The organism is Streptomyces sp. CA-243310 (assembly GCF_050936775.1).
Taxonomy (GTDB): Bacteria; Actinomycetota; Actinomycetes; order Streptomycetales; family Streptomycetaceae; genus Streptomyces.
In genome coordinates this window covers 643,140-663,507 of sequence record NZ_JBNJMF010000003.1, presented here as the reverse complement: position 1 = coordinate 663,507, position 20,368 = coordinate 643,140, and the positions used below count along the sequence as shown (strand labels likewise).

Here is a 20,368-nt window from a genome sequence, read left to right as displayed (position 1 = left end):
GGCCACTCGTCACGCCCCGCGAGGGCCTGGCACCCGACGTGTCGTGACGCCTTCCCCGCACGCGTCACACCAGCTCGGGTGCACTCTCCGCGGCGGACTCCCGGGACTTCGGGTGGTCTGCGTCATCGGCCGGGGCGGCGGCACGCAGCGCCGCTTCGACCCGGCGGTTGCTGGTCATGGATGCCGTCACGGCCGTCATCGCCAGGAGGAGGCCCGCAGCGGCGTAGAGCGGGGTGCGGATGTCGTAGGTGGCGGCCAGCCAGCCGCCGAGGAAGGCTCCGAGGGGAGCCGCGCACATGGCGAGCATGCGGGAGGTGGAGGCGACCCGGCCCATCAGGTGGGCGGGGACGATCGACTGTCGGAGGGAGGGAGCGAGCACCATCGTGGCGCCCATGCCGGCCCCGCAGACGGCGAGCGCCAGCCCGGCCACGTACGGATTGGGGGCAGCGGCCAGGCCCAGGATGGCAAGTCCTTCGACGGCGGCTGTGCAGGTCAGTGCGGTGCCGGTGCCGAGTCGTCGACCAAGGTGGGAGGCGATGCCCGCGCCGAGCAGACCACCGGTGGCCTCCGCCGTGAGGAGCAGACCGAAGCCATAGGTGTCGATGCCCAGGCGGTCGTGCGCGAAGAGGGCGAGGACGGTCTCCACCGCGAGGAAGGCAACGTTCCCGACCGCCGGGCGCAGCGCGAGCCCGAGCAGCAACCGATCCCGGAAGACGTACGAGGCGCCTGCCCGAGCCTGCCGCAGCAGCGACTCACGAGCCTGTGGTGCGGGCCGGGGTGTGGCGGGCAGCGACCGTACGAGCAATGCGGAGACGGCGAACGACACCGCGTCGGCGAGCAGCGGAACCGCCCGCCCCAGCGCGAGCAGGGCACTGCCCGCGGGCGGCCCGGCGAAGCCGGACGCGGCGGTCTGGGCGCCGCGCAGACGGGAGTTGGCGCGCTCGAGGAGCGCGGGGTCGCGGCCGAGCAGGTCCGGTAGATAGGCCGTGGCGGCCGTGTCGAAGAAGAGTCCGCCGAGGCCGAGCAGGAAGGCGACGGCCGCGAGCAGCGAAATGCTCAGCATGTCGAGCGCGGCCGCCGCCGCCGGTATCGCGAGGAGCACCGCACGTGCCGCGTCCGCGACCCACATCGTGCGCCGACGGTCCCAGCGGTCCACCAGCGCACCGCCGAGCACCCCGAAGAGCAGCCACGGCAGCGTTCCGGCGGCCGTGACGACGGCGAGCGCCATCGGATCCCGCGTCAGCGTCAACGCGATGAGCGGCAGCGCGGCGTGCGACACCCCGTCACCGAGCGAGGAGATCGTCTGCGCGGTCCACAGCCGTCCGAACCCGGTCGGCAACTTTCTTGTGTCCGAGTTCACTTGGCGTCTCCTTCGGCCTGCTTGCGCGATGTCGGCTGGAACAGTGCGAAGACGAGTGACGTGTCCGGCAGTGACGGATCGGACAGCTCCCGGTACTCGTCCGCGAGTGCCTCCAGTCGCGCCCCCAGCTCCGCGAACTGCTCGTCGGTGAGCCGCAGATGCGCCATCCGTACGTGCCGCTCGCCATCCACCGGGGACGCTTCCAGGTCCGCCACCGCGTGCCGCATCAGCACATCCGGCCCTCCCTCACCCGGATCCGGCAGCTCGATCGAACGTGCGGCCATGGCGTAGTACCGCTCGGTGACCCCCCGCACCTTCCGCGTCCGCACCACCTTGACCAGGCCGGCCCGTTCGAGGAGTCGTATGTGGTAGCTGGAACTCCCCTTCGCCAGGCCCACCCGCTCGGCGACCTGCGTGATCGTCGCGGGCTCGAAGCGGAGCACGGCCATGATGCGGTGACGCGTGAGATTGGAGACGGCGCGCAGCTGCTCGTCCGTGGTGACGTGAAACGTCTCGGGAAGATCGTCGTCGGTAGGCATACGAGTAATGGTCAACGATCCTTGACCATTGCGCAAGAGGATTCGCACGGCCCTCCGGAATCAGCTTTCTGGCGCGCAAGGCCCCTCCGCCGAAGCCCCTCCCCCACCCGCTGCCGATCCGGGAAGCTGCTTACGCACTACGGGGCATGACGAACACTCAGGAGTCAGCACGGGATGCAAACGCGCCCGTCGCCGAGCCGCCGGTGTACACCGAGAGCAAGATCGGACACGCCCGGGTGTCGACCGGCGGGCGGGAACGGGAACGGGACCGGGATCGGGAGCGGCAGCGGCAGCGGCAGCGGCAGCGGCAGCGGCAGCGCGACGCTCACCGCCGCAGGGCGGCCGGATGCCGCGTACCGGGTGCGGGGCGCCGCATGCTGGGCGCCGCGTACCAGGTATCGCGTACCGGGTGCCGTCCGGCAGGGCGCCGTCGGCAGAAGGTTCAGTCCTCGATACCCGCGGCGCGCAGGGCCTCGACGGTGAGCGCGTACTTCCCCTCCATGTCCGCGGGAGACCACTTGGCACGGGCGCGGGCACGGACACGGGCCTCGCCGAGCGCCCTCGCCGTTGGTGTCGCACCTCGGGCGAGCAGTTGGTGCACCATCTGCACCTGCCCGAAGGTGGCCGCCCACTCAAGGGGTGTCTTGTCCTTCATCGCCCCGTTGATGTCCGCTCCATGGCGCAGGAGCAGGTCCACGGTGTCTGGATGCCCGTGCTCCCCGGTCGTCGCCGCCAGCACCAAGGGGACGTAGCGCAACCTGCCCTGGGCGCCGGTGGGGGCACCGGCGTCGAGGAGAACCCCCACCACGGCCGTGTGCCCGTACATCGCCGCCAGACACAGCGGCGTCAACTCGCCGTACCCTCCCGCCTTCTGCCGCGGATCCGCTCCTGCGGCAAGGAGCACACGAACCGTCTCGTCGTGGCCCGCATGCACCGCGAGATCCAGTGCGGTACGACCACCCACGCTCGGGGCATCCACCTCGACACCGGCATCGAGCAGCTGCGCCACCACAGCCACATCGCCGTCTTCCGCAGCTCGTACGAGCCGGTTCACCATGTCCATGCCTTGATCATGTCTGGCCGTCCAACGTCGCCGGCAACCGGTGCCGGATCAGCGTTCCGCACCCGGATCGCACCAGCGCCCGACCGCCCGGTCCGCACGTGACGGACCGCAACTCATAATCCGAGTGCCACTTGCAGGCCATGGCGTTCCGTGACGGATCACGAGGTGAGAGCGCTGATCGCGTCATCGATGTGCTTGGTTTCCAGGACCGCGAGCACGGTCGTGATGATCGCGATGGTGTGCACGACCATCCAGGACTTCCGGAACTTCCAGGACTTCCAGGACTTCGAGGACCTCCCACCTCGGGATCCGCGCGGACCGTTGACTCCCGAAGACTTGGCCGGCGATCGTCTCAGCCGCGCGCCCCCGGCGAGTCGCTCCAGGGGTGGACCACCCTGGCGCGCCGGCGGCGCAGGACGATCCGCACGGTGATCAACCCGAGGACACCGGCCGGGAGCAGGTACGGGCCCGGGCCCGTCAACGCGCCGTCCACCACGGCCATGCGCGGTGTCGGGTCGGAGGTGTGGCCGACGACCCGGCCCCGGACCAGTGAGAGCGGCAGCGCCAGGGTCCCGCCCTCGGTGAGGTCGCGGGTGAACGCGATCCTGGTGTTCCCGTCGTCGAGCGCGGCGAAGCGGCCGGCCTGGACGGTCACCTCGTACGCGCCGCCGGCTTCCTGTGGCGTCAGCCCGTGGGGCAGGTGCGGCTCTTCGAGTGGCTCGCCGTTGAGCGTCAGGTGCGCTTCGCCGGGCCGATGCGCGAGGACGTCCCCTCCCAGGGCCACCACCCGGTACACGGACGGCGCGTAGTCACGCTGCACGGTCTCGGAGAAGAGGACCACGTCGCCCCGTCGGATGTCCGCCGTGTCCACGGACTCGCCGGCGACCAGATCGCCCTTGGGGTAGAGGCGGGCCATGGAGCGGCCGTCCGCCTCGACGAGGAGCGGGTAGCCGTAGTTGAACTGCAGGGCCACCGAGGCCGCGAAGAACCCGGCCACCGCCAGGGCGATCATGGCCTTCGAGGCGGTGTTCACCCAGAGCCACGGCCTCGGCAGTTCGTCCTTCATGCGGCCCCCCTCGTGTCCCCGTGCGTGGTGGCCGCACTGTACGAGGGCGCGAGGGCAGCGGAGCCGGCGGGGGCGGCCCGCTCGCGGCGACGACGGCCGGAGGAGGGGACCACCCTGCCGCTGACGCCGGCGAGGTACGCCCCGTCGGGGCCGAGGGCCAACACGGTGATCGATTCGGTGTGTCCCTCGAATCGGTGTGTCCCTCGAACGCCTTCGGCCGGACTCGGGGCTGGTCCGGGTTCGGATCACCTTGTCGTGTCCTCCGGCAGCCCTGACGTAGCCCTTGGGTCCGTACGCCACCGCGGTGATGGCGTCGGACACCGGCTTCTCGTTGCGCCAGGCTCATCTGCCGCCCACGTCCTACTCCGCGGCCGCCCCCCGAGGTGCCGCCGCACGGTCCTCGAAAGCCCGGTTGTCCGTCACCTGAACCGGGGGTTCTCGGGATGATCGCAGTGGCGAGTACCGGCATCACGAGGGGCATGCCGAGCACCCTCCCTACCGGCGTCGCCTCTCACCGGCGCGCGGCCGCCGCCCTCGGGCGCGGAGCCCGGGATCCGCCTCCGGCCGGCGCGCCGTGCGACCGGTCGCGCGCCCAGGGGAGCCGGCCCGCGGCGTTCTGGCCGGACTGTTGGGGTTCCGGAGCTCCGCGCCGCAGGAGAACGGCACGGGCGCCGGCCTGGTCACAGGAATCGACGGATGGGTTGCACGGCCAGTTCTCGAGCCCGCTGAAGGGCTGGGCGCCTCTTCCAGCGGCCCTCGCGGATCAGCTCGCTCGCCGCGACGTCTTCGTCGAAGTGTCCGTCGAGCACCCCGGTGAATCGTTCGTCCAGTACGGCGAGCATGACTTCCTCGTCATGATCGAGGGAGCGGCGGTTGAAGTTGGTGGATCCGACCAGAGCGGCGACACGATCGACGGTGATGACCTTGGCGTGCATCATCGTCGGCTGGTACTGGTAGATCTTCACCCCGCAGGAGACGAGGTCCTCATAGTGGTGCTGGCCCGCGAGCTGGCAGACCCGCTTGTCGGTGTGGGGACCCGGGAGCAGGATCTCCACCTCGACCCCCCGCCTGGCCGTCGCGCACAGCAGTTCGATGAAGTACGCATCCGGTGAGAAGTAGGCGGTGGCCAGGCGGAAGCGTTCCTCGGCGGACTCCAGCATGACCCGTACCAACGTCTGCATGTCCTGCCAGCCGAAACTCGCCGAGCCGCGCACCACCTGCACGATGGCGTCGCCCTGCGGCCGGTGGTCGACGAATCGATCATGGTCGTCGAAGAGCTCTTCGTGGCACTCGGCCCAGTTCTGGGCGAACGCGGCGGCGATCCCGTCGACAGCGGGTCCTCGGACCTCGACATGCGTGTCGCGCCATTCTTGTGCGTTGCGCGCGTTGCCGCACCATTCCTCGGCGATCCCGACCCCGCCGGTGAACGCGGTCTCCTCGTCGACGACGAGGACCTTGCGGTGGCAGCGGTGGTTCTGCTTGAGCGGGGAAAGGTAGAGCGGCTTGCGGAACCAGGCCACCTTCACCCCGGCCTCCTCCATGGAGTCCAGCAGCTCCCTCTCGATCAGACGGCTCCCGAAGCCGTCGAGCAACAGCCGTACCCGCACTCCCGCATGAGCCCGCTCCGCAAGTGCCTGGGCGAAGTCACGGGCGATGTCACCCTTCCAGTACACGAACGTCATCATGTCCACGGTGTGCCGAGCACCCCGAATACCGGCCAGCATCGCGGCGAAGATCTCGTCTCCGTTGCGCAGAGGGGTGACGGCATTGCCCTCGGTCGCCGCGATCCCTATCAGACGCTCCAAGCGCCGCCGCAACCTGGCCACCCGGGCGTCGACGGTCGGCACGCTCAGCGGCGGAGTGGGCTGCGGGCCCGACTCGGCGGAATCTTGGGTGAGGGTCATGGGGGCTCCCGGGCTGAAGGAGTGGGGCGAGCATGGCAGACACCGTGTGCCCGATCCGGCGCTCCCTGAACAGCCGGGCGCCCCTCGATGCGGCCAGGGGCGGCGGCCCGCTCCCGGGCCTGCCCGCCTCGACCGTCCACCGGATCCTGACCCGACACGGCCTGCTCCGGCTCGCCTGATCGACCGCCCCGCCGGCACCGTGATCCGGAGCCCCTGCGAACGCGAGGGGCCCGGCGCGCTCGTCCACGTCGACGTGAAGAAGCTCGGCCGGATCCCGACGGAGGCGGCCCCCACGTCCCGGGCCGCGAGGCGGGCCGGCCGATCCGCGGCACCGGACTCTCGTCGTCGCCGACGACGTCGACCTGGAGGACCTCGCGCCCTGCCTCGACTGCGTCCGTGACCCCCGGAACGGCTACCAGAGCGTCACGTTCCCCGCACCTCCGGCGGTGTGAGGCCCTCTCCGTCGGACTACCGACACGATAGGTTGCCCGCCGTGACCGCACTCGAGCTCGACCCCACGGCATGGCCGCCTGCCCCGATCAGCACCGAACGGCTCGTGCTGCGGGAGTCCGAGGCCCGGGACCGTGCGGCGTTCATCGAGCTGTTCGCCTCGTCGGAGGTACGCACCTTCCTGGGTGGCCCCCGTCCGCGGGGCGAGCTGGAGCGGACGGTGCCTGGGGTGCCCGGACGGCGTCCCGGCCTCTTCGTGATCGATCTCGGGGGAGCCATGATCGGCGCGGTCACGCTCGATCGGCGCAACGCGGACCGCCCGGGGCACATCCGTCAGGATGGCGAGGAGGCCGAGCTCAGCTACACGTTCCTGCCGGAGAGTTGGGGACGAGGGTACGCCGCCGAGGCGTGCGCGGCGGCACTCGACTGGTTTGCCGGCGCGTTTCCCGGCGAGCCGGTGGTGCTCTGCACCCAGACGGCCAACATCCGTTCGATGCGCCTCGCGGCGAAGCTCGGGTTCACCGAGGTGGAGCGGTTCGAGGAGTTCGACGCCGAGCAGTGGTTCGGCGTGTGGTCGGTCACGCCGGCCGGTAGCGCCAGGGCCGGAACGACCTGGACGAGCCGGAAATGGCGTTAGCCGCCCATCTGTTGGGCTGGATCACGCCCCTGCCGGGCGAGGTCATGCGCCGCGATCTGGCTCCGTACCCGGCCTCGGATCGACGTCTGGTGGAGTGCGCCATCGGCCAGGCCGTCGACCGCGCGGTGCACAGCCGGGTGGGCGCCCCGGTCTCGCCGACTGCCCTGGCCGGACACGTCGCGGCGATGATGCGGGCCCAACTCGACGGTTGCGGCCCCTGTCCGGTCGCCGAGCCGCGGTGGAAGGCGCGCAAAAGGCGCGCAAGGGGACGAAGACGCGCCAGTACCACCACGGGCGCCACACGCCGTCCGTGCTGGAGGAGGCCGTCGGTTGTGCCGACCCGTCGGACGACTGGTCCGAGCGGTTCGCCCGCGTGCTCGCCTGCCTCGCGCGCAAGCCGCGCAAGCCGCGCAAGCCGCCAATGCCGAATGAATCGGCGGAATTGGCGGAATCGACGAAGCCGGCAGAATCGACGGGATCTCGGAAGGGGCGAGAGCATGGCGAAAGCAGAGTTCTACGTGTCGGCCGACGTGGAGGCCGACGGGCCGGTACCCGGTCCGTTCTCGATGTCGAGCTTCGGTCTGGCGGTCGCGGGGTTCCGCGACGGCGACGGGTTCCAGGTGGTCGACCCCGCCGAGCGCACCTTCTACGCCGAGCTGAAGCCGATCAGTGACGCCTTCGACCCGCAGGCCCTGGCGGTCGGCGGACTGGACCGCGGGCGGCTGGCGCGGGAAGGGCTGGATCCGGTCGAGGCGATGAACGGCGCGGCCGAGTGGCTGGCCGCCGTGTCCGACGAGCTGGGCGCCGGGCCGGTGTTCGTCGCGTACCCGCTGGGTTACGACTGGATGTGGATGTACTGGTACTTCATGCGGTTCGCGGACGGTGGTTCGCCGTTCGGCCATTCCCGCTGCCTGGACCTGAAGTCGTTGTACGCGGCCAAGGCCGACGTGCGGATCACGGAGGCGACGAAGCGGTCGATGCCGGGTCACCTGCTGTCCTCGCGCCCCCACACGCACAACGCCCTGGACGACGCGATCGAGCAGGCCGAGCTGTTCCAGAACCTGATGCGCTGGGACGCTCCCCGCGACGGCCACCAGGGCCCGCCGTCGACGTGATCTCGCGTGGTGAGCATGGTCGAGCCATGCGCCGGGCCGCGCGTCGAGCCGTGCGTCGGGCCATGCGCCGCCCCGGCTCTTCTCGTATCGGACGCTCTCCGGGACCGGTCGGAAGGTCGGTACGGGAAATCTCCGACCGCGATCCGTTGCCCGCCGAGGTAGTGGAGGAGCTGCGGCGAACCCTTCTCGACGCAGCGGCCCACGCGGGGCTGACCGTTCGTTCCGGCACTTGAAGGCGTGCGGCGCGTCGTTCTGACGGTGGTCCCGGGATGGGGGAACCGGCCCCGGTGGGATGCCCTCTTCAGGAGGGACCGAGGGGGAAGTACATGGCGGGGAAAACAGTTGCGGCGGCCGGGCGCGTGGTGGTGGCGGGGCTCCTGTGCGCCCTGGTGGCGGGGTGCGGCGGCACGGCATCGGGCGGGGCGGCAGGCCCCGCGCCCGCGCCCTCCCTCTCGCCGACCGCCGACTGCGGCCTCGACACGACGACCGACGCCCCGAGCGGCGGGTACGCGGGGCCGCCGACGGACGAGGAAAGCGGCGGGTACGCGGGCCCACCCACCGACCAGGAGACCGGCGGGTACGCGGGCCCACCGACGGACGAAGAGACCGGAGGCAACGCCGGACCCCCCACCGACCAGGAGACCGGCGGGTACGCGGGCCCACCCACCGACCAGGAGACCGCCGGCGGGGATGCCGGGCCGCCGACCGACGGGGAGATCGGCAACGGGGGCGGCCCCTGCGGGCCCGCGGACTGGTTCGACATGACCCGGGACTTCCAGGCCTACCTCGGACCCCACCTCACCAAGGCCGACGACGGCACCGTCTCCCAAGAGTCCGTGCGGGAGACCCGCGTCCGGAAGGTGAGCGCTGCCGGGGAGGCGAGCATCACCTTCGCCTCCCACTTCACCGACGACGCCCTCAGCCGCGACGCCGCACTCCGCCTCGCCCGGCATTTCGCCGATTGGCGGCGCGAGGTCTACGGCGACACGGGCAGGGTGTCGGTCCGCACCACCGAAGGGACGGTACTCGTCACCGTGACCTGGTGACCCCCGGCCACCGCACGCCCCCGCGCCGCGCACCCGTACCAGCGTGCGGGGCAGGTGGGCTTCTCGTCCTCTGCGGGCGGTCCGCGGGGTCAAGGAGGTTTCGTACGACGGGCGTTGTCCCGGTGACGGGATGGCCGGTGCGGCCCCCGCGATGGCACGCGGGGGCGGCAGGAGCGGCGCGGAGGGATGTACGACGGTACGTGGCAGCCGCGGCTCCGGTTTCTCAGCCGACGCGCTGCATGGCCTTCTCGCGGCGGGCGGCGACGGTCGAGCCGGACTCCCGTCGGGCCATGCGGCGCAGCACGATCGGGGCGAGGACCAAGCCGACCACCGCCCAGGCGGTGAGCACTCCGACGGTCTCCAGGTGGCGCCAGGACTCGCCGAGTTCGACGGTGACGGCGTCGTCGGGCAGCAGGGCCGAGCGCATGCCGAGGCCGAGCCAGTAGATCGGGAAGACCTGGGCGACCCACTGCACCCATTCGGGCATCGAGGTGATGGGGTAGAAGATCCCGGAGGTGCCGATCATGGCGAGGATGGGCAGGGTGAGCAGGCCCTGGCTGCGGGCGCTGCTGAAGACCGATCCCAGGACCGCGCCGATCGGCAGGGTGGCGACCAGGCCGAGGAGCAGGACCCAGCCCAGCGTCAGCCAGGAACCCAGATCCCCGACGGTGAGGCCGGGGATGAGGAACAGGGCCGGAACGAGGAAGATGGCGAGGTCGACGATCACGCCGCCCGCCACGGAAATGATCTTTCCGATGAGGTAGGCGGGCATGCCGTGCGGGGTCGCCTTGGCCCTGAGCAGCGTTCCGTCCTCGCGTTCCGCCGTCAGCAGCTGACTCATCGAGACCATGGCCATGGCGGCGTTCATGCCGAGGATGCCGGGCAGGACCAGGGTGCCGAGTTCGAATCCGTTGTCCCCGAAGGACACGTCCCTGAGGAAGTAGAGCACGACCAGCATCAGCACCGGCCAGAGGAAGTGGTTGAACAGATCGCCGCCGTTGGTGAACGACTGGCGCAGTTCGATGCCGCCGCGGTCCCATCCCGCGCGCAGTGCGGTCCTGTTCATCGGGCCGGTTCCCCCAACTCTCGCGCCGGGGCGGCCGCCCGGGTCTCGGCTCCGCCGGCGTCGGCCTGCTGCCGCACCAGGGAGAGGTAGGTGTCCTCCAGCGTCGCCTTGCGGATCTCCAGATCGGTGATCGACTCCCCGTACTGTCGGAAGAGGTCGAAGGCGAACCTGGTGGAGTCCGAGGTCGTCCGGTGGTACTGCGAGCCGTCGCGCGACCAGCGGACCTCGTCCTCGCCGACGATGCGTTTCGCCAGTTCCGAGGCGGTGCCGTCGGCGATGATCCGGCCGCCCCTGAGGATCATGATGCGGTCGGCGAGTTTCTGCGCCTCGTGCAGGTCGTGGGTGGTCAGGACGATGCTGGTGTCCTGTTCGCGGGCGAGGCGGGCCACGAGGTCGTGGAACTCGCGCCGGGCGACCGGGTCCAGTCCGGCGGTCGGCTCGTCCAGAAAGAGCAGTTCGGGGCGGCCCACGATCCCCACGGCGACGTCGAGGCGGCGGCGCTGGCCGCCGGAGAGCATCCGTACCTTCTTGTCCGCCTGCGCGGTCAGGCCGACCGCGGCGACGAGCTCGTCGGTGTCCCAGGGGCGCCGGACGTACTCGGTGGAGTACCGGGCGTAGTAGAGGCCGAGGTGCGCCAGCAGCTCGCGGACCCGCCAGCGACCGTGGTCGCGCCAGGACTGGAGGACGACGCCGACCCGAGCCCGCCAGGGCTCGTCGGCGTGCGCCGGGTCGGTGTCCAGGACCTCGACCCGGCCGGCGGAGCGGGTGCGGAAGCCCTCGAGGATCTCCAGCGTGGTCGTCTTGCCCGCTCCGTTCGGCCCGAGCAGGCAGACCACCTCCCCGTGCCGGACGCGGAAGGTGACATCCCGCAGGACCTCGGCGGTGCCGTAACTCATGCGCAGGCCTTCGACGTCGATCACGACCCGATCGACTGTTGTCATGACTCTTCCCTCATGGGTGCACGTCTCTCCGGTGGGGGAACGATCGGGCGGCGGCCCAGGAGCCACGGGGGGACGAAGGACCCCCGGGCCCACCCGGCCTCGACTGTCCGCGTTCGCAGGTGTGCCGGGGCCCGTCTCCGGGGTGGGCGGGATGCGTTCAGGAACGGTGAGCGGTGAGCGGTGAGCGGTGAGCGGTGAGCGGTGATCAGGATCGGTGTCAGTGATCAGGATCGGTGGACGGTGATGTCGCCGCTGTAGGTGCGCACGCGCACCTCGGCGATCTCGTCTCCCGTCGTGGGACCGCCGACGGCCTTCAGCCCGTTGTGCACGCTTCCGGTCAGGGTGCTCACGTCGAGCCGGGCGGCCGTGCCCTCCCGGATGCCGATCTCGATCTCGGCGGAGGAGGCGGTGAGCACGACGGTGCCGCGGATGATCTCGGCGAGCCGGATCCGGCCGTGGGCGGTCTTCGCCTCGACGTCTCCGTGGGCCCTCTCCACGTGGAAGTCGCCGTTCATGCCGCTCAGTCGCAGCTCGCCGGTGACCTCCCCGATCCGGGTCTCGCCGTGGTCGTTGCCGATGTGGGCGGAGCCGTCGATCCTGTCGACGCGGACGCCGCCCGAGCCGTTGCCGATCCTGACGCTGCCGACGGCGTGGCCGACGGCGATCTCGCCCCGCGACGTGCTGAGCCGCAGCGACCCCGCCTCGTCGAAGCGGAAGTCGCCGTGCGCGGCCTCGAACCGGCACTCGCCGAGCCGGCCCTCGGCCCGCAGGGTGACCTCGGTGCCGCGGCCGCGGACCTGGGATCCGGCGGGCAGTTCGACTTCCAGGTCCACGGAACCGACCCGGCGGCCGGCGCCCGGCCAGTGGATTCCCTGTCCGGCGACGCGGACCGAGAGCCGGTCCTGTGTGCAGTCGACGCGGGCCTGTTCGGCGGCCTTGACGTCGGCGGGGTCGGTGGGGTCGGTCGGACGCACCTCGACGACGGTGTCGTCGCGGTCTCCCGCCCTGATGGACAGGTTGCCGTGGGGGATCTCGATGCGAGCCGAGATCGGTCCCGGGGTCTTGAACGTTGTCATGCTTGCCGGCCTTCCCTGGTGAGCCGTCGGTGCGGGCCGTGCGGGCTGTGCGCCGGCGGACCGTCGGTGCGGGCGGGTGCGCTAGCGCACCCAGCCCACGTCGTACTGCCCTTCCTGCACCGGCGGGTCCTCGGGGCGGGACGTCCCGCCCAGGGGCGCGGTGACAGCCCGGACCAGCCAGGTGTTCGCCGAGAGGCCCTCCCGGCCGGCGGCCGCTTCCTCGATGCGCGCGCCTTGAGGTGTTCCGGCGGGCGGAAGTTGACGCGTGCCGGAGCCCCGTCCTCTTCGGTGGCGGGCGGGTACGGCTCCGGTTGCTGGTCCGGTTGCGGCTGCTGGTCCGGTTGCGGTTGTGGCGCCTTCGCGGTGCGAGGGCCGGCCGGTGGGCTCACCACGACAGCGGGGTCAAGCCCGCGCAGCCGGACCTCGACGGCCTGCGGGGCGAGGTCGCGGGAGACCTCGTCCGCCGCCGCGGACAGAGCACCGAGGAGGGTCAGTCGTACGGAGGCCTCCAGCGCGGAAGCGAGGCGTTCCGCGACGGCGAGGGCCTCCTCCCCTGCTGCCTCCGCGGCGAGAAGGAACTCGTCGCGGACGTTCTCGACGAAGGGCGTCGACTTCATGGCGCCACAATGGCAGAACTATGGCGCCATACACAACCCCGTCAAAACGCCATTCTTCATCGAGGTTCGATCGCACCAGCCAAAGGGGTGGCCGGGCTGAATCCATCCCGTTGGCGCCGGCACATCTCCGTTGGCGCCACGATGGCGCCAACGGAATCGGGTCAACGTCCATGGGCACCGGATCGAGCTGGACGAGATCCGGACGAAGCCCACCGAGTCCTTCCCGAGTACGCCGAGCTCCTTCCCGAGCACATGGCCCCCTCGACTACATGGCCCCCTCGACGCTCACCGTGCTGCCCTCCATCCCCCCGGCCGGTGCGCCGGCGCGGGCCACCCCGGCATGGGAGGTGGTGTGGCGGGGTGGTGCCGTAGGTCGAACGACTTCTTCGAGCTCGGCGGCAACTCGCTCCTGGTCGTGCACGCGCTCGGCGCCCTGCGGGAGCGAGGTCTGTCCCGCGTGACGGTCAGCGACTTCTACGCTCATTCCACCGCGGCCCTGTTCGTCACGTTCGTCGAGGAACTGGCCGCCGGCACCCACGACACCGCCTGGCCCGGGCGCCGGCGTAGCCCGGGCGCCCGGCTCGGGCCGAGCCGGGCGACTTGCACGTCGCCCCACGCCGACGTGAGGATGACGCCATGGACCTCATGCGCTTTGTCGACGATCTGCGGCAGGAACTGGTGACCGCCGCGGAGGCGGGCGACGCGCAGACGCGCGAAGTCGCCGAACGGCTGGTCGCGCCCCTGAACTCCGCCGTCCGGCTGGTCCTGCTCGACGCCCTGTCCACGGCCGCGGACGAGATCACCCGGGAGCTCGCCCCGGGCTCCGTCGAGGTCCGGCTGCGAGGCCTGGACCCGCGTTTCGTCGTCACCCTTCCGCCGTCCGACAACCCGGCCGGGGGCCCCGCCGCACAGCCGCTCGACGTCGCGCCGCCGCCACTGGCGGTCGGCACCTCCGTGAAGGACGGCGCCACTTCCCGGATCAACTTCCGTCCGCCCGAGCAGCTGAAGTCCAGGATCGAGGAAGCGGCCGGCCGGGAGGGCCTGTCGGTCAACGCCTGGCTCGTCCGGGCGGCTTCGGCGATGCTCGGCCACGAGGAGCCGGGCCGCCGCCCCGAACCGCGCGCCCCACACGGCGGCCAGAGCTACACGGGCTGGGTGAAGTGACCCCGCGGCCCCCGGGCACCGTCCACGGGGGCTGATCGGACCGGTCCTGCGCGCCGCGCCGACTGCCGGGCGTGCCGACCGCGGGGCGCGCGGGGCACCCATCCGCCGTCCACGTGAGCGCGCCCCCACCTCCCGGGCAGACGTCCCTTGGCACCCGCTCCGGGCACCGCCCGGACTGGCCGCACAGCACCGAGGTCATCGGCCGGCTGACCGCGAGTGAGCTGGACTCACTCCCGCCGGAGACGGCGAGCGGCATGCTCCCGGAAGTCAACTGCGAGTGGGAGCGGTACCGAGGATCCCCACTTCTGCCATTCGTTCTGCCGGTCGGACTCGCCCTCCAGGTGGAGGGAGCGGGTCCCGAGCAGACCTCACAGCTCGAAGTGCGTCCCGATCTAGGCTACTTCCGGACAGCGCATGGCCGTCGGGGCACTGAGGAGTTCCTTTGAGGAGCGGGTGGCCGGCAGGTACGGGCTCACGGCATCGACTGCGTGGACGGGCGTGGGCGGGCGTGGACAGCCGGGCGACGAGGACGTCGAGCACGCGCGAACGGCTGGTCCGATCCACGTGGCGGTCCTGGAGTTGACGCCGGCCGGGATGGCGCCGGGTGGACAGGATCGCGTTCCGCAGCCGCCGCGCACCCCATCCACCGACCGGTCCACGGCCGTGGCCACAGCGGCGCGACCGACGGCGCGCGGCCTCTGGGCGACGTCGGGACACCGGGACGTCGGGACGTCGTGACACCTGGCCACCGGAACACCGGAACACCGGGACGCCTGGACACCTGAACACCTGAACACCTGAACGCCGACGAGGGGAATCGCATTTTTAGGTCATCCGACCTAGAGTGTGACCCATGAGCACCGACCAGTTCGACGAACTGCACGCCGACCCCTCCGGCCCCGTCCTGATCACCGGCGGATACGGCACCGTGGGCGCCGAGATCGCCCGCATCCTGGCCACGGACACCCCCACCCTGCTCACCGGCCGCAACCCCGACCGCGGCAGGGCGCTGGCCGCCGAGGTCGGGGCCGAAGTGCGCGCCTGGGACCTGGCGGACCCCACGCCCTTCCGGGCGGGCGTTCGCGCCGTCATCAGCTCGGTCAACGATCCGGAGGATCGGGTGCTTCATGCCGCCGCGTCCGCCGGCGTGCCCTACGTCGACATCACCCGGTGGACCGGCCGTGTGCAGCGGGCGGTCACCGTCGCCGCCCTGCTCCGGCCGACGGCGCCGGTGTTGCTGTCGTCCGCCTGGATGGGCGGGGTCAGCAGCCTGGTCGCAGCAGCCCTTGCCGAGGAGCTGGGCGGCGCCGAGCAGGTCGAGATCGCCGTCCGGTGGGACATGGCCGACCGGGCCGGAGCCGATTCCGTCGAGTTCATGGACCGACTGGGCGTGGCGTACGAGGTCGTGGACGGCGGGCGGCGCCGGCTCGCCTCTCCGATGACCGAGTCCCGCACGGTGCGCATCGCTGGAACGCCCTTGCGTGTGGCGCGCATCGACACCCCGGAACAGTTCACCCTGCCGCTGACGCTCGGTACCACCACCGCGGCCACCCGCATCGGGTTCAGTTCCCCGGCCGCGACCCGCGCGATCCTCGCTCTGCGCGGCACGGGATTCTTCCGCTGGGCCGGCGGAGAACGCTGGGCTCCGGCACGCCGGGCCCTGCTCCACTCCCCGGGCGAGGGCGGTACGGCCCGGCTGCGCGTGGACGTCACCCACCGCGGGCGGACACGTACCGTGACCGTCACCGACCCGCTCGGCCAGCACCACCTGACGGCGGTCGGGGCGGTCGTGGGCCTGCGCCGCGTCCTCGGCTCCGACGGCTCCCCCGCGCCCCTGGGTTTGGTCTTCCCCGAGCAGCATCCGGATCCGGCCCGTGCGGTCGAGCTGCTCGTCGGGCACGGTGTCGGCATCGTCTTCGACGAGGACGACTCCTTCGGTACGGGCCGCGGCGGGACCGAAACGCGAGCCGCCGCGTGAGCGCCGCACCCGGGCCCACGCCCAAGGGATCCGGACCCACGCCCAAGGGCCGCCAGCGGCGTACGGCTCTCCTCGACGCGGCCGAGCGCGTCCTCACCTCGTCCGGAGGGTCCGAACTGACCCTGCGGGCCGTCGCCGAGGAGGCCGGCGTCCGCCTGGGCCACCTCCAGTACTACTTCCCCACCCGCGCCGCCCTCCTGTCGGCGCTCCTCGAAGGCGTCCTCTCCTCGTCCCTGGAACGGGTCAGCGCCCTCACCGTCGCCCCCGCGCACGGCAACGGGTACGAAGCGCTGCTCGACAGCCTGCTGTCCGACCACGACGACCCGCGCCTGGTCCGGCTGTTCACCGAGGTGTGGGCGCTGGCCGCGCACGACGACGAGGCGGCAGCGGCGGTCCGCGCGTTCTACGACCAGTACGTCACGCACGTGGCCGAGTTCCTCCGGGACCGGACACCGGGCTTGAGCGTGGACGAAGCGCACCACAGGGCCGAGGTGTTCGTCATGCTCATGGAGGGGTCAGCCCTGTTCCGCTCCGGCATCGCCGGCCGTCGCACGGCGGGCACCGACGCCTGCCTGCGCGGGGCCGTGCTGGCCCTGCTGGAGGGCGGCGTCCGTCCCTGACCATCGCCCCGGGCGGCGGGGAGACTCCCGTCGCCCGCGGCTCAAGGCGGCCGCTGAGCCGGCGCTCGCGCACTCAGCCGGAAAGTGTGCGCCACGGACTCACGCCGACGCGGCCGGTGTTCCCGAGGTCCACCGGGTACTTCAGCTCCAGCGTCAGCCGGGGCGCCCCCGGCTTCGGTACGACCTCCAGCACCCACCCCTCGGTCGCCCGCGTGGTCCCGTCCGTCACCAGGTTGCGCCACACCAGCCCCGTCGAAGCCGCCTGTCCCGGCTGCAACACCACCTTCTGCGGCGGAACACCGTCCCCGGCGTCCTCACTCGTCCCCGTCACCGGCCCCGCCCCCGCCCCCGTCACCCCGTTGTTCCCCGGTGCCACGGACACCTCCAACGGCCGCCGCTCGCGGTCCAGCAGGCGGACCTGCGGGTGGCCTTCCAGTTCGTAGACCTTCGCACCACAGTTCAGGAGCTGTACGTCGGCCACCCGCAGCCCCATCGCCGCGTTCACCTCGCCCTCCAGCAGGCGCACGCCGCTCTCGGGACAGGGCACCGGCTTCGCCGACGGATACGCCTCCCCGAGCTCCTCGGCCAGAGCGTCGCACCCCGCCAACGCCCCCACCAGGGCCAAAACCCCCACCAACGCGCCGACTTGCCTTCCCCACCCCTGTCCGCTCATCCGGCGAGCCTACGCCGCACCACATCCGTGGGTCCCTTCGTCTCGTGGCGGTGGGGAACGGGTGATGCGCGGGAGACGAAGCAGACTCCACCGGGGCGGCCGGCCAAGACCGCGCCCCGCGAACTCATCACCGCACTCGTGGGCCCCCGAGGCCGCCCCGCAGCACACCCCCGGTACCGCACTGATCAGCCGTGCCGGACAGGGGACTTGTCGACGCCGGTCAGGAATCGCAGGCCCCGGACCTGCCGGTCTGCGGCGCCGCCGGCCCCATCCCCTTGGCTCACTCCAGGCGGGACGGCATCAAAATTCGGTCGGAAGCACTCCGCCGGTGGCGTAGGGTTGGTCCTACCGACGCGGGGTGGAGCAGCTCGGTAGCTCGCTGGGCTCATAACCCAGAGGTCGCAGGTTCAAATCCTGTCCCCGCTACCAACACGACAGCCCCCTCGACCACCAGGTCGAGGGGGCTGTTCGTATTCGACTGCTCACATTCGGCTGTGCGCATTCGACGGCGCGCATTCGACGGTGCGCATTCGACTGTCGCATGCAGGACCCGCCAGTGGCTACGAGGCGGCGCAGCGAGCAGGAACGGCGGCTCGGGGTGCGATCCGCATCCGCTTCCCGTCCCACACCACGGTCTCCGCGGGCAGGATCAGCAGCCCCACCTCTCCGTCGGCCCAAGCCGCGTCGATACGCCGCACCTGCACGGCCGCGCCTCCCGCGCCGGCCATGTAGACCGTGGGGTCGACCTCCCAGCCGTGCCCGGCGAGCCACGCCTCCAACCGGAACATGTCGGCCGGCGTCGCCCCGCGCGGCCATACGTGCGTGCTCTCGATGTTCATGTCCGTCCCCCCGCCGAGGTCGGTTCTCCGACCACCGGCGATCCTCGCACCCGGCACCGACAACGGTCCTCCTCTTTTACGCCCGGACGCTCGACCGCCCACGCCCGGACGCCCACGCCCACACGCTCGACCGCCACCGCGTCGCACGGATGCGGCAGCCCCGCCTGGAAGCAGAGACGCCCCCCGAGGGGGCCGCCATCCGACGGCGAGCCGGACCCATCGGGCATCGGTGCTGTCGGCGCGGTCCTCCCCGGAGGCATCGGCATCGGCAGCGGCGCCGGCAAGGCAATCGCGATGACGGATCGTCAGAGATGGTTCACGGTGGCCGTGCTGTCCGACCAGAGCCAGTTCACAGGTGCGTACTGCCTCTTCAGCGCGGTGCGCTCGCGCCCGTAGGCCTTGAGCGCGTCCTCCACCGCCACCGCCAGGTCGTCCAGGTCCTGCGGCACCTGCACCCTCAGCAGCAGGTGCTGCTTGCGGTGGGCGAGGAGCAGCTCCCCTGCGGGTGTGCACTCCAGCAGGGCGAAGTGGACGAGGGGCTTGAACGGCTTCTCCGCAGTGGACATCCGGGCGCGCAGCACCCCGTCGGCGCTCCACGCGTACAGGCCGTAGCGGTTGAGGTGGAAGGCACGGGCGCGGTGCGGGTCGGCGACGACGGTGAAGTCGAAGCGGGTGAAGGGGCTGTCCTCGCGCAGGTGCAAGCCTCCGAGCCGGCCCCGCAACGCGCCTTGGTCGTCGACGAGGGCGAAGCTGAACTCCTGCCCCCGGTTGGTCGAACGGTAGATCTTCCCGAAGACCGGGACGACGAAGAGGTCGTCGCCGAGCGCTGCCGGACGGGTCATCTTGGAGTCGAGGTAGCCGTAGAGGTTGCCGCTGGTCCCGGTCAGCTCCGACAGGGGCCTCGGTCAACGAGGGCGAGGGCCGGTTGCCGCCCCCCACCGGCTCGTCGCCGTACCGCACGTGCGCGTACGAGTCGGCGTCGCTCTGGCTGTGGGTACGCGCGTCCAGCGTCGCGATGGCGCGCAGCACGGGCTTGCGGCCCGGGCCGAGGGTGGTACCGGGTTCGGAAACGGCGACGATGTTGGGGTGGGCGCCGGCCCAGTTGTAGAGCCCGTACTCGGAGGTCATGCACAGCAGCCGGCCCGCGGGGGTGACGGCGATCGACGCGGCGAACGGGTCGTCCCCGGCGTCATGCTGCTTCTGCCAGCCCCAGGTCATCGGCCAGGAGGCGAGGACCTCGTCCAGGTCCGGGGAGAGGACGTGAGTGCTGCCGGGCTTGGAACTGACGGCTATCGCGCCGTCCGGGAGGACGGCCAGGGTCGCCGCCTCGCCCTCCTGTATGACCGAAGGGCCGCCGCCCGGCACCGCCTGTCCGAAGACGGCCGTGGCGGTGGGCTCTCCGTCGGAGCCGTGGCGGGTGATCAGCTGGTACCCGAAATCCTGCTCGGCGGGGTCGGCCGGGCCGGCCGCACGTCCGCGGTAGCGGCGCAGGCCGGCCAGCACGTAGGTGTCCCCGGCCGCCGTCGCCACCGCGTGGTCGACCCTGACTCCCCATCCGTCGGCCTCGGGGTCGAGGTGGTGGACGTCCGACAAGGAGGCGGGCGCGGTGATCGGCAGCAGTGTCATGCAGGCATCCTCTCCCCTGCCACCGACAACGCGAGAACACCGGCTGCGGGACGGGTAGGCCCGCACGCAGGTCAAGGTGTCGCGGACATGCGGCGTGCGGTCTGTCGCGTCGTGGGCAGGGGAACGCCCACCTGACCGCGCAACTCACCGAAGCGTCGGATGCACGCTCCCCTCTCGCCGCCGCAGCCGTACCGTCCGGGACGCCGCGCCACGCGGCGCGGCGCGGCGCCGGCGACGCCTGCGGCGGCTACCGAGCCGCAGCACTCCGGGCGCGAGGCAGCAGCCGGTCGTCCGGCCCTTCACCAAGAAACCCGAAGCGGCCGAGACCACCGACCAGTTGCCGAGCCGGAGGCAGGACCGGAGGTAGAACCGGAACCAAGCTGGTGCCGCTTCAGAGACTCTTCGCCCCGTTCCGTGTTGTTCGCTTGGCAAGGTGGACGGGTCCCGGTTCGAGCGTCTGCTGCGGCGCAGCGTCAGGCTGCGGTGAGCCAGATCCTTGCGCGAGTTGAAGCATGCCGGGCCGGCCGGGCACCACAGAGGGTCTGCGCATGCCGGTTGGAGGGGCCGTCGGGCGGCCGGTGCGTGAAA

General features: G+C 71.6%; 19 protein-coding genes, 1 tRNA gene and 1 pseudogene. 9 read left to right on the top strand and 12 right to left on the bottom strand.

Annotated features, from left to right (window positions below; genetic code table 11):
* Positions 1 to 64: 64 nt before the first annotated feature.
* The 5 genes from ACQEVM_RS36195 to ACQEVM_RS36175 form a co-directional block, all read right to left on the bottom strand.
* Positions 65 to 1,360 (bottom strand): MFS transporter, encoded by a 1,296-nt coding sequence (locus ACQEVM_RS36195; protein ID WP_433086549.1) that lies wholly within the window; start codon positions 1,358 to 1,360, stop codon positions 65 to 67.
* Positions 1,357 to 1,899: an ArsR/SmtB family transcription factor gene (locus tag ACQEVM_RS36190; RefSeq protein WP_433086547.1), complete on the bottom strand. Its 543-nt coding sequence runs from the start codon at positions 1,897 to 1,899 to the stop codon at positions 1,357 to 1,359. Before ACQEVM_RS36190 ends, ACQEVM_RS36195 begins: the two co-directional genes overlap by 4 nt.
* Before the next feature lie 442 nt (positions 1,900 to 2,341).
* The gene (locus ACQEVM_RS36185) at positions 2,342 to 2,962 is read right to left on the bottom strand and encodes an ankyrin repeat domain-containing protein (RefSeq protein ID WP_433086545.1); all 621 of its coding nucleotides are present in this window, start codon (positions 2,960 to 2,962) and stop codon (positions 2,342 to 2,344) included.
* 352 nt (positions 2,963 to 3,314) lie between these two features.
* Positions 3,315 to 4,028: a S26 family signal peptidase gene (locus ACQEVM_RS36180; protein ID WP_433086543.1), complete on the bottom strand. Its 714-nt coding sequence runs from the start codon at positions 4,026 to 4,028 to the stop codon at positions 3,315 to 3,317.
* A gap of 680 nt (positions 4,029 to 4,708) precedes the next feature.
* On the bottom strand, positions 4,709 to 5,932 hold the full coding sequence (locus tag ACQEVM_RS36175) for a phospholipase D-like domain-containing protein (protein ID WP_433086541.1): 1,224 nt from the start codon (positions 5,930 to 5,932) through the stop codon (positions 4,709 to 4,711).
* A gap of 110 nt (positions 5,933 to 6,042) precedes the next feature.
* Here ACQEVM_RS36175 and ACQEVM_RS36170 point away from each other — a divergent pair.
* The 4 genes and pseudogenes from ACQEVM_RS36170 to ACQEVM_RS36155 form a co-directional block, all read left to right on the top strand.
* A pseudogene (locus tag ACQEVM_RS36170) lies at positions 6,043 to 6,250 on the top strand (IS481 family transposase); the annotation flags it as partial.
* A gap of 175 nt (positions 6,251 to 6,425) precedes the next feature.
* The gene (locus ACQEVM_RS36165; protein ID WP_433086539.1) at positions 6,426 to 7,019 is read left to right on the top strand and encodes a GNAT family N-acetyltransferase; all 594 of its coding nucleotides are present in this window, start codon (positions 6,426 to 6,428) and stop codon (positions 7,017 to 7,019) included.
* Between the two features lie 497 nt (positions 7,020 to 7,516).
* A complete protein-coding gene (locus ACQEVM_RS36160; RefSeq protein WP_433086537.1) occupies positions 7,517 to 8,134 on the top strand; it encodes an exonuclease in 618 nt (205 codons plus the stop codon).
* Positions 8,135 to 8,460: 326 nt separating this feature from the next.
* A complete protein-coding gene (locus ACQEVM_RS36155; protein WP_433086535.1) occupies positions 8,461 to 9,180 on the top strand; it encodes a hypothetical protein in 720 nt (239 codons plus the stop codon).
* 223 nt (positions 9,181 to 9,403) lie between these two features.
* Here ACQEVM_RS36155 and ACQEVM_RS36150 read toward each other — a convergent pair whose 3' ends face one another.
* The 4 genes from ACQEVM_RS36150 to ACQEVM_RS36135 all read right to left on the bottom strand — a co-directional run bounded on the left by ACQEVM_RS36150 (position 9,404) and on the right by ACQEVM_RS36135 (position 12,880).
* The gene (locus ACQEVM_RS36150) at positions 9,404 to 10,246 is read right to left on the bottom strand and encodes an ABC transporter permease (RefSeq protein WP_433086533.1); all 843 of its coding nucleotides are present in this window, start codon (positions 10,244 to 10,246) and stop codon (positions 9,404 to 9,406) included.
* Positions 10,243 to 11,187: an ABC transporter ATP-binding protein gene (locus tag ACQEVM_RS36145; protein WP_433086531.1), complete on the bottom strand. Its 945-nt coding sequence runs from the start codon at positions 11,185 to 11,187 to the stop codon at positions 10,243 to 10,245. The genes ACQEVM_RS36150 and ACQEVM_RS36145 overlap by 4 nt, the downstream gene beginning before the upstream one ends.
* 224 nt (positions 11,188 to 11,411) lie before the next feature.
* Complete coding sequence (locus ACQEVM_RS36140; RefSeq protein ID WP_433086529.1) at positions 11,412 to 12,263, bottom strand: DUF4097 family beta strand repeat-containing protein; 852 nt, start codon at positions 12,261 to 12,263, stop codon at positions 11,412 to 11,414.
* On the bottom strand, positions 12,260 to 12,880 hold the full coding sequence (locus tag ACQEVM_RS36135) for a hypothetical protein (protein ID WP_433086527.1): 621 nt from the start codon (positions 12,878 to 12,880) through the stop codon (positions 12,260 to 12,262). The genes ACQEVM_RS36140 and ACQEVM_RS36135 overlap by 4 nt, the downstream gene beginning before the upstream one ends.
* Before the next feature lie 352 nt (positions 12,881 to 13,232).
* Between ACQEVM_RS36135 and ACQEVM_RS36130 the strand changes: the two genes are divergently transcribed.
* From ACQEVM_RS36130 to ACQEVM_RS36115, 4 genes are all read left to right on the top strand, one after another.
* Positions 13,233 to 13,562, top strand: a complete 330-nt coding sequence (locus ACQEVM_RS36130; RefSeq protein WP_433086525.1) for an acyl carrier protein — start codon at positions 13,233 to 13,235, stop codon at positions 13,560 to 13,562.
* Complete coding sequence (locus ACQEVM_RS36125) at positions 13,517 to 14,044, top strand: hypothetical protein (RefSeq protein ID WP_433086523.1); 528 nt, start codon at positions 13,517 to 13,519, stop codon at positions 14,042 to 14,044. Before ACQEVM_RS36130 ends, ACQEVM_RS36125 begins: the two co-directional genes overlap by 46 nt.
* 853 nt (positions 14,045 to 14,897) lie before the next feature.
* Complete coding sequence (locus ACQEVM_RS36120) at positions 14,898 to 16,022, top strand: saccharopine dehydrogenase (protein ID WP_433086521.1); 1,125 nt, start codon at positions 14,898 to 14,900, stop codon at positions 16,020 to 16,022.
* Entirely contained in the window at positions 16,019 to 16,642 is a 624-nt protein-coding gene (locus tag ACQEVM_RS36115; protein ID WP_433086519.1) for a TetR/AcrR family transcriptional regulator, read from the top strand. Before ACQEVM_RS36120 ends, ACQEVM_RS36115 begins: the two co-directional genes overlap by 4 nt.
* 73 nt (positions 16,643 to 16,715) lie before the next feature.
* On the opposite strand, the gene ACQEVM_RS36110 is transcribed toward ACQEVM_RS36115, so the two are convergent.
* Positions 16,716 to 17,315, bottom strand: coding sequence for a DUF4232 domain-containing protein (locus tag ACQEVM_RS36110; protein ID WP_433086517.1), 600 nt, complete (start codon positions 17,313 to 17,315; stop codon positions 16,716 to 16,718).
* Positions 17,316 to 17,667: 352 nt separating this feature from the next.
* Here ACQEVM_RS36110 and ACQEVM_RS36105 point away from each other — a divergent pair.
* A tRNA-Met gene (locus ACQEVM_RS36105) sits at positions 17,668 to 17,744 on the top strand.
* A gap of 131 nt (positions 17,745 to 17,875) precedes the next feature.
* Here the strand turns inward: ACQEVM_RS36105 and ACQEVM_RS36100 are convergent.
* Both ACQEVM_RS36100 and ACQEVM_RS36095 read right to left on the bottom strand, forming a co-directional pair.
* On the bottom strand, positions 17,876 to 18,154 hold the full coding sequence (locus tag ACQEVM_RS36100; RefSeq protein WP_433086515.1) for a hypothetical protein: 279 nt from the start codon (positions 18,152 to 18,154) through the stop codon (positions 17,876 to 17,878).
* Between the two features lie 305 nt (positions 18,155 to 18,459).
* Positions 18,460 to 18,996, bottom strand: a complete 537-nt coding sequence (locus ACQEVM_RS36095) for a hypothetical protein (protein ID WP_433086513.1) — start codon at positions 18,994 to 18,996, stop codon at positions 18,460 to 18,462.
* Positions 18,997 to 20,368 lie beyond the last annotated feature (1,372 nt).